10 protein-coding genes are annotated in these 13,277 nt (G+C 44.2%); all 10 read left to right on the forward strand.

All coding sequences use genetic code 11. The features are described from left to right. The first annotated feature begins 8 nt into the window (after positions 1-8). On the forward strand, positions 9-743 hold the full coding sequence (locus tag P8O70_04840) for an SDR family NAD(P)-dependent oxidoreductase (GenBank protein ID MDG2196205.1): 735 nt from the start codon (positions 9-11) through the stop codon (positions 741-743). Between the two features lie 83 nt (positions 744-826). After that, positions 827-1,126, forward strand: a complete 300-nt coding sequence (locus P8O70_04845; protein MDG2196206.1) for a hypothetical protein — start codon at positions 827-829, stop codon at positions 1,124-1,126. A gap of 98 nt (positions 1,127-1,224) precedes the next feature. After that, positions 1,225-3,756, forward strand: a complete 2,532-nt coding sequence (gyrA, locus tag P8O70_04850; protein ID MDG2196207.1) for a DNA gyrase subunit A — start codon at positions 1,225-1,227, stop codon at positions 3,754-3,756. Between the two features lie 77 nt (positions 3,757-3,833). Further along, entirely contained in the window at positions 3,834-4,784 is a 951-nt protein-coding gene (locus tag P8O70_04855) for a LytR C-terminal domain-containing protein (protein ID MDG2196208.1), read from the forward strand. Continuing rightward, on the forward strand, positions 4,777-6,288 hold the full coding sequence (locus P8O70_04860) for a hypothetical protein (GenBank protein MDG2196209.1): 1,512 nt from the start codon (positions 4,777-4,779) through the stop codon (positions 6,286-6,288). The genes P8O70_04855 and P8O70_04860 overlap by 8 nt, the downstream gene beginning before the upstream one ends. Positions 6,289-6,515: 227 nt before the next feature. Beyond that, the gene (locus P8O70_04865; GenBank protein MDG2196210.1) at positions 6,516-6,788 is read left to right on the forward strand and encodes a hypothetical protein; all 273 of its coding nucleotides are present in this window, start codon (positions 6,516-6,518) and stop codon (positions 6,786-6,788) included. Beyond that, positions 6,785-7,522, forward strand: a complete 738-nt coding sequence (locus P8O70_04870; GenBank protein ID MDG2196211.1) for a molybdopterin-binding protein — start codon at positions 6,785-6,787, stop codon at positions 7,520-7,522. The genes P8O70_04865 and P8O70_04870 overlap by 4 nt, the downstream gene beginning before the upstream one ends. Positions 7,523-7,525: 3 nt before the next feature. Beyond that, positions 7,526-9,472 carry an ATP-binding cassette domain-containing protein gene (locus P8O70_04875; GenBank protein MDG2196212.1) on the forward strand — a complete coding sequence of 649 codons (1,947 nt, stop codon included), beginning with the start codon at positions 7,526-7,528 and terminating at the stop codon, positions 9,470-9,472. A 192-nt stretch (positions 9,473-9,664) separates the two neighbouring features. Then, complete coding sequence (locus tag P8O70_04880) at positions 9,665-10,180, forward strand: hypothetical protein (GenBank protein MDG2196213.1); 516 nt, start codon at positions 9,665-9,667, stop codon at positions 10,178-10,180. Between the two features lie 6 nt (positions 10,181-10,186). Next, the coding region (gene smc / locus P8O70_04885) for a chromosome segregation protein SMC (GenBank protein MDG2196214.1) at positions 10,187-13,277 on the forward strand (3,091 nt) is incomplete at its 3' end.

A 13,277-nucleotide genomic window follows, 5' to 3' on the forward strand; every position in this document is an offset into this window, starting at 1 on the left:
AAATCAAAATGGATTTAAATAACCGCACAGTTTTAGTCACTGGAGCAGGTGTGCGTCTTGGTCAAGCTATCGCCGTCTCACTTGGTCAACAAGGAATGAATGTAGCTTTACATTATCACCAGTCTTTGGAGGGAGCAAAAGAAACCTTGGGACTCATAGGTGGGGATTCTAAACAACATGGTTGTTTTCAAGCCGATCTTAGACAAGTATCCGAGATTGAACTACTGATCCTGCAGATTGAAGCACAACTGGGTCAAATTGATGTGCTGATCAACAATGCCGCTGACTTTTTTCCCACCCCCTTAGGTGAAGTGAGTGAATCAGAATGGGACCACTTGATCTCACTGAATCTGAAGGCACCATTTTTTCTCTCACAATTGGTGGGAACAGCAATGCTCAAAAGAGGACAGGGGAAAATTGTTAACATTGTAGATGTGGCTGCAGATAGGCCATGGCCACAATTCCTACCCTATTGTGCATCCAAAGCAGGACTGGTCTCACTAACAAAGGGACTCGCTAAGGCACTGGCTCCAGCAGTGCAAGTCAATGCAGTTGCGCCCGGAACAATGCTCCCTCCCCCTGAGAGTAGTTCATTTAGCCACGATCTCGCCATTGAAAGAAGCTTACTAAAAAAAATGGGGCAGCCGGATGATATCGCCAAAGCCGTCACCTATTTTCTTGAAAATGATTTCGTAACTGGAACCGTATTACCTGTTGATGGCGGAAGAATGCTGGCTTCCTGAGCCAATTTGTCTTGCTACAACTAGAATTTTGAAGAATGATAGGTCTTTAAAATTCTGTTGATTCAGTCACATGGAGTTACCGAATGAAGATTGATGGCAAGCAATTGACCTTCCCCAAATCTATTCCTGTTAAGTATTCAGCAAAATTAATCAAAGAGGCTGAAGATGAAATCACTATCGAAGCAGAAGATGAAGAATCCTACCTAAAAGTTTTCACACCTTTCCGGGGAGTTGCAAAACTCTACGTTTTTGAAAACGAACGTTGGGTTGACGCAGAAACTTCTCAGCCCTTCTCAGGATTTGATCTCTCAGCTCTTGGGCTTGATCAACTTGGTGATCTGGAAAAAGAAGAGGAAACAGATCCCCCTAAGATCATCACATGATTTCAAGCTAAATCATTAATTGTTGACTCTCTAATGCTTTTCGATCGACTCTTGGTCAGCAACATCCCTTCTTTTCACATTACTCCCAACTACTCAAAATGACAGAACGGATTCTGAACGCAGACATTGTCCATGAAATGAGAGACTCCTACATGGAGTACGCAATGAGCGTGATTGTGGGGCGTGCTCTTCCAGATGTACGCGATGGCCTAAAGCCCGTTCATCGACGCGTTCTGTTTGCAATGCAGGACCAGGGAAACCATTACAATCGAGCCTATCGAAAATCCGCTCGAGTCGTTGGGGATGTGATCGGTAAATATCACCCACACGGTGACGCAGCCGTGTATGACACAATCGTGCGGCTGACCCAGCCTTTTTCAATGCGATATCAACTGATTGATGGTCAGGGGAATTTTGGCTCAGTGGATGGGGATGCCCCAGCAGCAATGCGCTACACCGAAATTAGAATGAAGCAGATCGCTCACGAGATGATGAGTGATCTGGATAAAGGAACCGTCGATTTCATCCCCAACTACGATGATTCTCAACAAGAACCCACGGTACTACCCACCAAGATTCCGAACCTGCTAGTCAATGGTTCTACCGGCATTGCTGTTGGCATGGCCAGCAACATACCTCCGCACAATCTACGTGAAGTCCTCAATGCCTTCCTCTACTACATTGAACATCGTTACACTGCCTCGTTGCCAGATCTACTGGAACATCTGCCAGGCCCCGACTTTCCTACCGGGGGAATTATCATGGGCAGAAGAGGAATTTATGATGCCTATATGAGTGGAAAAGGGATCATTCGTATTCGGGCCAAGACTCATGTTGAGACAACCAAAGAAGGTCGTGAAGCTATCATTGTGACAGAATTACCTTTCATGGTGAACAAGGCAAATCTCCTTGAAAAAATTGCTGAGATGGTCCGGGAAAAGAGATTAGAGGGCATCACAGATCTGAGAGATGAATCGGATCGCAAAGGCATGCGGATGTACATTCAAGTTCGCAGGGGGGATGACCCAAATGTTGTCTTGAGCAATCTTTTCAAACACACCGCTTTACAGTCATCTTTTGGGATAACAATGCTCGCGATCGTAGAGAAGCAACCCAAGGTGCTATCGCTTGCTCAAACATTGGAATTTTTCCTTCAGCATCGAACAGAAGTTGTCACTCGTCGGACACAATTTGAACTCAATCAAGCCAAGAATCGTTTGCACATTCTTGAAGGCTTGATGACTGCTCTCGAAAATTTGGATGAAGTGATCGAAGCCATTCGTAAGGCTGAGAATGGTCCCGCTGCCCAAGCCGTCCTGATGGCTGATTACACTCTTTCACAACGCCAATCTCAAGCAATTTTGGAGATGCGCCTCCAGCGACTGACGGGGATGGAGCGAGAGAAAATTCGTGAAGAGCATGAGCAAGTAACCATCAAAATTTCAGACCTAGAAGATGTTCTCCAACGTGAAGAAAGAGTAATCGAAATCATCCAAACAGAAGCAATTGAAATCCGTGATCGTTACGGTGATGAACGACGAACAGAGATTGTTGAGGATGATTCAGACATTGCAATCGAAGATTTGATTACTGAAGAAGATATGGCCGTTACCATATCTCACGAAGGCTATGTGAAACGGACCCCTGTTACCGAATATCGACTTCAACATAGAGGAGGGCGAGGTGTTCAAGGGGCAACCACCAAAGATGGTGATTTCTTAGAACAGATGTTCGTGGCCTCCACACATGACCATTTATTGTTCTTCACCAATCTCGGACGAATCTACAGAGCAAGGGTCTACGAACTTCCCCAAGCTGGTCGGACAAGCCGAGGGAAACACGCCGCAAACGTTTTGGAATTGCAAAGAGAAGATGAAAAAGAAGGCACTCAAAAGGAGACGATCCGAACTTGCTTGGTTATACCTCGGCATTTCAAGGAAAGAACTGATCTGAAGCACATATTGATGTGCACGGCTAACGGGATCTGCAAGAAAATTGACATGCTTGATCCAACCAGAGTACGCCGCACAGGTATTCGAGGAATCAGCTTAGATGAAGGGGATTCTTTAATCTCAGCTGCGTTGACAGATGGGAACCGTGAGTTGTTCTTCACCAGTCGCAATGGCATGGGATTACGCGTCCATGAATCAACAATACGGTCAATGGGACGCGATGCCAGAGGGGTGATTGGAATGCGCCTTGGGCCAAGTGATCAAGTTGTGTCTGCTTTTACGCACTCTGGCTCGGGAAGGATGTTGACCGTTGCAGAAAATGGCTATGGAAAGCAATCTGAGATTGACGCATTTACACTGTCAAAACATCGTGGCAACAAAGGCTTGCGCACAATGCGTATCAACGAAACTACTGGTCCTGTTGTTGAAATGTTTGAAATTGAGGAAGGAGAGCAACTCCTACTGATCACCCAAACTGGCAGAATGATTCGGATACACACCAACCAGATCCCAATCATCGGGAGAGTTACGCAAGGTTCACGTTTGATAAGACTACATGAAGACGAGCGTGTAATTGCTATTTCCACAGTAACTGAAGAAAACGAGGATGCTGAGGAATCAGAAGTTGTTACTGAGGAGAATGAAGTGTCTGAAGAGGGATTTGACGCCTCAGAGTGATCGAAGAAGGGCTGGCGCATTTTCTGCATTTTGTGCAGCAAATCGCCTTTTTTCGCCACTTTTCAAGGGTTGCTTCCATGCGAAAAATCTGTTCACTTCTGCTCTCTATTTGTGCTTTGGCAGTCCTAGCCAAACCCACATTGGCGCAGGAATTACCCTCTGGACATATGGTGGATCACCTTGATGTCATTCCTGGTGATCCATCCTACCTAACCATCAGAGGGGTTTTCGACGAATCTCTCTTCTCGGCCATTCAAGTTGAATCTGGAGACACTCCCGGTAAATTCCAGGTTTCTATTCCCCAAGCCTTCCTGAATAATGTGACTCTACCCCAGCGAGAGATGGCCTTTGCTGAGGAAGACGGGGTAAAGCGTGTTGAACTCCAAGAGAAGATCAGCAGAACTGGTGGAGGGAATGTGGACTTTCTAGTCGACATGCAGATCTTTACGAGTACAGGAGATGTTTCGCTAGAGTTGGACAGAGAAAAATCAGATGGACAGCAGCTTGCCTTTGCCCTGAAACCAATGCGTAAGAGACTTGGATCACAAGATCGAGAACGAGCAAGATCACAAATCTCTGACCCAGGTATAGACGACATGGCAGCTTCAGCGGGCCGTGGTGAGAGGCAGCTCAAGCCCATGGCCTCGCAAGCTCGAGATGCTGTGATGCTTCACCCTGTGGCAGCTTTATTGATGTATCAACAACCGCTACGGCTCAATGTGTCTGTATTGAATGCTTCCACTAAAGATCAAAATGCTCAAAGACTTGCTATCCTACTGGATCGACAACAAAGACAAAAAGTAGAGGAACAAGTTGGAATGAAATTGGAAGTCACGAATATTTCTTCGGTTCGTGAGGGCATGGTACTACCAAGAACCAAAATCTACTTCAGACCCAATTTCATGAAGGCAGCGTTAGCTTTGTCCGAAGTGATTCCAGGGGAACAGCTTGTTGAACAAATGCCATCCAGTCATAAGGGTCGGATGGGAACTGATGTCGAAGTTTATGTAGGAGAGAACTTTGAGTAAGCAACGACAAATTCGCACAGTAGTAGGCTGGCTCCTACTGATGAGTATTTCACTTTTCCCAACAGGCATTTTCGCTTTTCCTGAGTACACATCTAAACTGAATGCGATTAAGTTGGCGGAGACTTTGGATAAGGGACTTTATAGAGATCTCCTGATATCCTCGGTATTCGTCAAAAATCGCACCAATGACGAGCACTTTCTCCAAGCTGTATTGGAAGATGGATCTAGCCAGGAGTGGAAACTTAACCAAGTTTATGAATGGTCGCTGACAGACCAACTCCAACTGACGGGAAACAGAGTTTTGGTGTTTCCATCCGGTGAAAGCACAGAATTTGGAATTTTAGACAAAAATGAGTTTTATCGACTTGTGCTGACTTCTCAGGCCTACGTAAAGACTTATGGGGAGCACGATCTGCTGGAAGGAAAGAGAATGACTTACGGGATTCGAAGATTCCGTATGCTACATCCTGGCGAAGAAGAGCAGTTTGCTGCCGATGATCAAGGTAATCGTTTCCGATATGTTCTTGAGTTGGACAACGGAGGCAGAGAAATATTCACTTACCTAGATGCTTACCAACTCATGAATGATGGGGCTTTCATCCAAGATCCCCTAGAAGATGATGTCATTCTAAGCCAGCCATTCTTGGTTAGAGAGCTAGTAGCTTTACCAAGGCAAGTTGAGGATGAGCTAAGAAACATATGGCGCTTTGGAGTCGAAATTATTTTTGATCAAAATGTCGCGTTGACTCCAGATTTGATTCCCTACCAAATTGTTGAGCAGAATCTTCGAGACCCTGAGACAGGACTGAGGAAAAACCAATTCTTTATCCAAGTCATGATCCCAAACGCTGAGAAAATTCGCGAAGTTCCCGGGTTCCGAACTCTAGAGTATCTCCAGCACGTTGAAGTTGTGACTGACGTAGAGCACCAGCAGAGAATTTTCCTGAAAGCTCAGATTAATCCACAGATTTTTGAGTTGCCGCCCTTTGTAGAAGTCACCAGCAACAATTCTATTGTTGTCAATTTCTTCAGTGTCACAGATCAAAGTGTGACTCGCAGGCAGCAGTTCCTAGATTCTAGAATTCCGATAGCAGGGCTACAATCAGCATTCTTTAGTTACCCTCAGGAAACAGAGTTTGAACGCTACTACCTTCAGGCAGTGGAACAAATTCGTTCGGCTCAGCGACAATCGAATCTACACCTGAAGATTGAAACCTATCTGAATGCGTTAGATAGCCTTCATGAATCAGCGCTCCAGGCACAGAATGATCAGGAAATTGCTCAAGCACTTTTGCAACGAGACACGCTTCTGAAGACGCTACCAGATCTGATCATTTCGAATACACAGCGTAAGATTCTCGAAAGTACTCAAATGGAACAAGACAGCATTCAAATGGAAGAGACTAGAAGGCAACTGCTTTCTCACTTGGACAGAGCTGCGGACTTTGCTCCACAACGAGATCAACAGCAAAAAATTGCTTCCCTTCGCAACATCCTTCGATAATCTTTTGGAGGGCGTAGAGCCCTCCAAATTACACTACCTCACTTGTGCTTCCTCCTCCATCTGCTAGCCTTTCTGAATCGATCTCAATAATTGTTTGAAGGTTAGTGTGCAGGTCAAATCTATTCTTCCTGAGTGGCATCCACTACCCTTGGGCTGTTTTACAGCTTTTTTGTTACTGATAGTAATTTTTAGTTGGTTGTACTTCTAAAACACTCCTGGAAATGGTGATGATAGAAACCGAAGAGCGAGATGATTCCAACTTCAAATTGGATTTGGAATATGAGAAATTGATGCAGGATATAGAGCGCAGAAGAATGCTGATGGTCTTAGGTTTCATTATTTGGAATCTTGCCTGTCTGTCACTTCTGTTCATGCCCTTGATCCAATTGTTGAAGTTAGAAAGTCATTATCTAATGATGTTTGGGAATGTAGCGATCTCATTTGGTCTACTGTGCTATTACTGGCGGCTTCAAGAGCCTCCAAAGAATGGAAATCAATGACTGAATCACAACTTAGTCCAGCTGTAGTTACTGTTGGAGAAGAACTTACCTGGGGAGAATTGGCCAATGGTAATCAGCAATGGATGCTGCAGTGGCTAAAGGAGCAGGATCAGCCGGCAGGTATCGCAATGACGTTACCAGATCACCAAGACACAATCGCAAAATGGATGAGGGAGTTGCACAAAGAATTTCATCCTTTGATCGTCTCCGGTGGAATTGGTGGAACACATGACGACTGCACTCGACAAGCTATTGGGCAATCCTTGGGCATTCAAATCATCCGCCATCCAGAATGCTATTCAATTTTGGTAAAAAGATATCAGGATCGATTAAATGAGGCACGTGCTCGGATGGCGGATCTGCCTGAGGGATGTGAATTAATCGAAAATCCTGAAGGAGCACCGGGGTTCCATGTGCAGGGAATTTTTGCGTTTCCAGGTTTTCCAAGCATGCTGAAGGCAATGTTACCGATGACCCTGCCAATATGGAAAAAAGTTTCTTCAGAATGGAAAATTCAAGAAATCATCTTGGATGTACCTGAAGGTGATGCTGCTGAAGCTGTAGAAAATTTCAGTAAGCAATGGCCAAATGCACGTTTGGGAATTTATGCCCATAGTCTTCAGGAAGCTCCCCGCAGAGTGACCCTCCGCCTTCGATATCCAGCCAATGCTCCGGCTGTTCAACAAGCTTTTGAAGAATTGGTTCAACAACTCCGCCTAACTATCCCTCTGTAAAACATGATCTGTGTAACCAACCTTGGTATGCAATACGGCGCCAAGGTGCTTTTCAGAAATGCCAGTATCAACTTTGATCCTGGTAAACGCTATGGTCTTGTCGGAGCCAATGGAGCCGGCAAGTCAACTCTTTTAAGAATCTTGGCCAATGACGAAAACCCCACAGAAGGGAAGGTATCTGTCCCTAAAGAACTTAAACTCGGATTTTTACGTCAGGATCATTTCAGCTATGAAGATCACGTTATTATCCATGTTGTGATGCAAGGAAAGAAACGTCTTTGGCAAGCCATGGAGATGAAAGAGGAACTCCTAGCAAAAGAGGAAATGGATGAAAAGACGGGCCATCAACTCGCAGAACTTGAAATTATCATAGCTGAAGAGGATGGGTACAGCTCTGAGGCCTTTGCTGCAGAGTTACTGGCAGGACTGGGAATCAGTGTTAATTATCACCACGAAAAGATGAAGGCTCTTTCTGGAGGTTTCAAACTACGTGTACTGCTAGCCCAAGTCCTTTATAGTGATCCAGACCTGTTGCTTCTTGATGAACCAACAAACCATCTTGATATCATCTCCATCCGCTGGCTAGAAGAATTCCTCAAAGACCAGTTTCAGGGAACTCTGATTTATATCTCCCACGATCGTGATTTTCTGAATGCTACCGCTACACATATTGTGGATATAGATTATGAGGAGGTAATTCCATATACTGGCAACTACGAGCGGTTTCTCGCAGCAAAGGAATTAGAAAGTTCCCAACGTCAAAAAGAAATTGAGAGCGTTGAGCGCAAAGCTGCTGAAATGCAGGCATTTGTGGACAGATTCAAAGCCAAGGCAACAAAGGCTCGGCAAGCTCAATCACGTGCAAAAATGATTGATCGACTAGAAGTTCCAGAAGCAAAACTTTCATCAAGAGTTTCACCTACACTGAAGTTTCAGCAAAAGCGGCCATCTGGGAAAGTCGTATTAACACTAAAAAATATTCAAAAAGCTTTTGGAACTTTGAAAGTACTCAATGGCATTGATAAGACGATTGAGCGAGGCGAGAAGGTTGCCTTGATTGGTCCCAATGGTATTGGTAAGTCTACCCTACTCAAAATCGCTTTGGGACAAATGGAACCGAATAACGGAGAAAGTATCTGGGGATACGAAGCCCAAGTGTCCTACTTCGCCCAAGATCATCATGATTTGCTCAAAGAAAGGACGAGTGTATACGACTGGCTATATGCTCAGGCGCCTCATGAAACTGTAGGGACCATAAGGGGTCTTCTTGGCCAAGTGCTGTTTACAGGTGATGAGGTTAAAAAAAGTGTCAATGCATTGAGTGGAGGGGAATCAGCGCGACTATTGTTTGCGAGAATGATGCTCGAAAAGGGGAATGTACTTGTTCTTGATGAGCCAACAAATCATATGGATCTTGAAGGAGTAGAGGCTCTTGCAGATGCGTTGCAAAAATTTGAAGGGACTGTAATTGTCGTCAGCCATGATCGACACTTCGTTAGCAAAGTGGCAACACACATACTTGAACTAAATCCAACGGGGGCGAGAGACTATTCAGGCCCATACCAGGAATATCTGGAGAGATTCGGCGATGACTATTTGAATCGCAATCTCACTTCATTGCATCACCAAAAACCCAGCCAAACTCAAAGTAAAAGTACCCAGAAAACGAAGACACCAATCAGTCATGAAGAGCGCAAACTACAGAAGCAGCGTATTAATCAACTTCAACGAACTGTAGAACAACTTGAGCGAGAAATCGCCAAAAACGAAGACCAACTTCAAAAGATTGAAGAGCATTTTGGCAAGGAGGGATACTTTAAATCTACCGACCCAATGGAAATTCAGAAACTTCAAAAAGAGCAGGAAAGAGTACAAAGTGTGCTTACTCAACATCTGCAGAATTGGGAGGCAACTAGTCTTGAATTAGAGGAACTACGTCAAACTGCCTAATTCATCCAGAAAGTTTAAAATGAACTTTGAGTGAATCTACTGAGTCTTGAGGATTTCAAATCGTGCTGTATGGTATTTGAACTCATCCAATTATTCTAGAAAAGTGCTCTTCCAAACTCCGAATACTCTCCTTTCATCAATCTGCCTGAGTCCTTCAGAGTGTCCTCAGCTAACCTAATGAGCTAAAATCAAATGACTGATCGACACAATGAATCTTCAGCTGAGGTTACGGAACGTGAGCTTCTAGTTCAGACTCTGCGGTTGCAGGAACAGGCATCCGTCTCAAATATCTCCCAACTGGTTGAGTGCAGAAAACAACTAGAGCTTGCTCGACTACAATGTCAGATGCTACAAAACACCATTGCAAGGAGTGAAGAGGGCGAGCTCGTTGATGAGGTCAGGGAACTTTTGTCTCAGGAACAACTCAATCTAGAGGGTTTAACCTACGACTACATGCTTTTGCTCGAGGAAGAACGTCAGTGGCTCATGCTTTTTGTTAGATGTTTTGATGAAATGAATTTTCCCGAACAAGGCCTCTGGAAAAGCTTCTTTGATGAGGTCATGGAAGAGAAAGACTTTGAGTACCGGCAATTTTTCAACAAAAGAAAAGAATCGCTCGAGGGCATGAGACAGCAAAATCTTGCAGCAGTTGCCCCAGAAGATTCGGATGTTGAGGAAACGCCTGTTGACCCACCTTCTACCGGTTGATTTTCCATGCGCATACAAGGGCTGCGCATCGCCGGATTCAAATCATTTTGCCATCCCACCTCCTTCACTTTCCAACATAACGGGATCACCATTGTTGTGGGCCCAAATGGTTGTGGAAAATCCAATGTAGTTGACTCCATCCGCTGGGTACTTGGTGAACAAAGAGCCAAGCAACTGCGCGGAGGTTCCATGGAAGACGTCATCTTTGCCGGAAGTGCCTACCAAAAACCCTTGGGTATGGCCGAAGTCACTCTTACCTTTACAAATCCTGCCGGCGATACACTTCCCAAGTACCGTGAATACAGTGAAATTGAAATAACTCGGCGCCTCTATCGCTCCGGTGAGAGCCAGTACTTGATCAATAAAACCCCTGTTCGATTGCTTGATATTCGTGAACTTTTTATGGATACCGGAGTCGGAGGAGTGACAGGTTATTCCATTATCCAACAGGGAAAAATCGAGGAGATGATCAATGCAAAACCTGAAGAAAGAAGAAATTTCATTGACGATGCTGCTGGTATCGTAAAGTTTCGACTCAAGCGGCAATCTGCTGAAAAGCGTCTTGATGAAACTCGCCAAAATTTACTTCGGGTCGATGATGTTCTGCAAGAGTTGGAACGGCAGGAAGAAGGTCTGAAAGATCAAGTGGAGCAAGCCAGACTTTATCTGAAACTTAGGGAAGATATCAGGAAAGCTGACTATCAGTTAATCTTATATCGTTGGAACCAAGCAAAACAACGTGAGGATGAGGCCAAATCAAGAATAGCAATCACTGAGGCCACACAAACTGAAGAGCAATTGACCAAGCAAACTAGAGTGACCGAATTAGAGACACTAGGCCTTGAGATCACTTTGTCAGGGGAAAAGCTAGCCGCAACCCGTAATGAAATGTTTTTGGTTGATAAGGAACTGCAGGATGCTGAGAGCCAAAGACAGTTGATCTCTCAAGGTATTCAAAACTCTGATGAGAGAATTCAGCAGCTAATTGATGACAATCAGCAACTGGAAGAAGCCCAAAATGAGTTAAAATTGGAAGCATCAGAAGATCAACTTGAGATGGAGAGCCTCCAAAAAAATTATCAGCTATTTGCAGAGGCACTTCAAAAATTGGAAAGCGACCGCCTCCAGGAAAACGAAGCTTTGGCGTCACAGAATAATCTGATTCGGGACTTACAGCAGAACTTACTGCAAACTCATACAAAATTGACGAATGCTACCAACCAGCAAAATTTTGTGATTGAGCGACTTGAGCAACAGCAGACTCGGTTGGTGGAACTGAGAGAACAACACGTTCAGGCTCAGCATCATGTGCAAGAAGCCAAACAACAATTGAGTAGATCGAGTGGAAAAACTAGTGTTCTTGAGGAAGAACAAGAGCAATTAGATGAAGAATTAAAAGATCTTAGGCTCGAGCACGATGAACAACAGGTAGTGCTTGAAGAACGACGCAATCAATTGAAATCCTTACTCAGTGAGTTTCAGAAACTCCAATCTCGTCTGAATTCACTGCAGGAAATTCAAGAGCGCTATGAAGATTTTAGTGATAGCGTTCAACAGTTATTGGGATATTTTCAGCAACATCCAGCAGAAAAAGAAAAGATTGGCTTTCTGGGAATATTTGCAGACTTCGCTATCTTAAATACTGATAATCCCAAAATCGTAACCCCAATTCTTGAGAACATACTCGATTGGGTCATCTTGTCCTCCATTCAGGACATCCCCAAACTGGAAAAACTTTGCCAAGAGCAGAATTTCAGTCGATTAGAGATTCTAACATTGGATCGCTTACCATCCCTCAGTGAAATCTCATCGTCAAGTTCAATCACCGATATGTTGATCCGATGTAAACCACCCCTTCAAGAGTGGGGAAATCGCTGGTTTCAACAAATAAACTTTTTAGAGGAAAATGATTCTATATTTGAAGAAGCCTTAGATAAGTGGCAGAGCAACGCTGGATCTAGAGCTTGGGTTTCTCCAGCAGGAACATATCTTCCAGCCTTTGGCGGAATCCGATGTGGACGACCTGCAAAAGCATCTTTTGGCTTCCTCCAAAGACAGCAAGAAATAGAGTTGCTTCAAAAGAAATCACGAGTTGAAGAAGACAGAATTCAAACACTGGAAGTGGGACTAGAAAGCCTTGAAGAAGAGAGCCAAGAACGGGAACTTGAAATCCAAGATCTGAGAGGCCGACTTCACGAAATTCTAATAGATCTTACCCGCCTTCAGCAAGAACAGGAGCACAATCAACGAGAGGTATTTCGAACAGAGGAAAGTTTAAAGATGATTGAACAAGACGGTATCCGCTTAAAGACTGAGCAAGAGCGTCTTGAAAACCAAAAACAGGAAATTCAACTAGAATTTACTCATCAGGAGGAACGTCGGCAACAGTTAGAGAATGAAGTAGCAGCACAACAGGAACAGATTCAAATCCAACAACAAAGTCTGCATGAAGTCAGTGAAGAACATACTCGCTTGCGTCTACAAATAGCTGAATCTACAGAGCAAATCAGAAACATCAAAGGAAATTTAGAACGTAATCAGCGAAATCAATCAGAGATTGAAAGTAGACGCCAACGAATTTTGGAAGCACTAGAATTGGCAAAATCAAGAAGCCAAGAAGGACAGCTTCGCATCAAGGAGTTGGACACTCTAATGCCAACTCTATTGAAAAAAAGGTTGGGTTTGGATGAAAAAATCAAAATGGACACCAAAACCTACGAGCAGCAGAGCCAGCTACAGAGCGATTTGACCAAAAAACTTCAAGAAGTACAAAAAGTTCTGGAAAACCTGCTTCAACTGGTTCATCAGCAAAGGATTGAACAGACTGAGCATCGTTTACAAAGAGAACAATTGGAAGAACAACTCTCCGATCAGTGGGACTTTGACCCGGACAGTAAGTTGAGTGAGGCTCTGGCAGAGATTAATGAAACTTCTCTGGTGAATGGGTTAAAGAAGCAACGCCAACAACTGGAAGCCATCGGCAATGTAAATCTGGCAGCCCCAGCAGAATATGACTTGCTGATGGAACGGTTGGAATTTTTGCAGAGCCAATCATCCGACCTTACACAAGCTGCTGAAGACCTGGAGAAAACGATTC

The sequence above is a fragment of the SAR324 cluster bacterium genome (assembly GCA_029245725.1).
In the GTDB taxonomy this organism is placed as follows: Bacteria; SAR324; SAR324; order SAR324; family NAC60-12; genus JCVI-SCAAA005.

Excerpts from the sequence above, each read along its gene's own strand:
- P8O70_04845 (MDG2196206.1), top strand. The coding sequence starts at position 827 with ATGAAGATTGATGGCAAGCAATTGACCTTCCCCAAATCTATTCCTGTT.
- P8O70_04875 (MDG2196212.1), top strand. The coding sequence starts at position 7,526 with ATGATCTGTGTAACCAACCTTGGTATGCAATACGGCGCCAAGGTGCTT.
- P8O70_04840 (MDG2196205.1), top strand. The coding sequence starts at position 9 with ATGGATTTAAATAACCGCACAGTTTTAGTCACTGGAGCAGGTGTGCGT.
- P8O70_04865 (MDG2196210.1), top strand. The coding sequence starts at position 6,516 with ATGATAGAAACCGAAGAGCGAGATGATTCCAACTTCAAATTGGATTTG.
- gyrA (MDG2196207.1), top strand. The coding sequence starts at position 1,225 with ATGACAGAACGGATTCTGAACGCAGACATTGTCCATGAAATGAGAGAC.
- P8O70_04870 (MDG2196211.1), top strand. The coding sequence starts at position 6,785 with ATGACTGAATCACAACTTAGTCCAGCTGTAGTTACTGTTGGAGAAGAA.
- P8O70_04855 (MDG2196208.1), top strand. The coding sequence starts at position 3,834 with ATGCGAAAAATCTGTTCACTTCTGCTCTCTATTTGTGCTTTGGCAGTC.
- P8O70_04880 (MDG2196213.1), top strand. The coding sequence starts at position 9,665 with ATGACTGATCGACACAATGAATCTTCAGCTGAGGTTACGGAACGTGAG.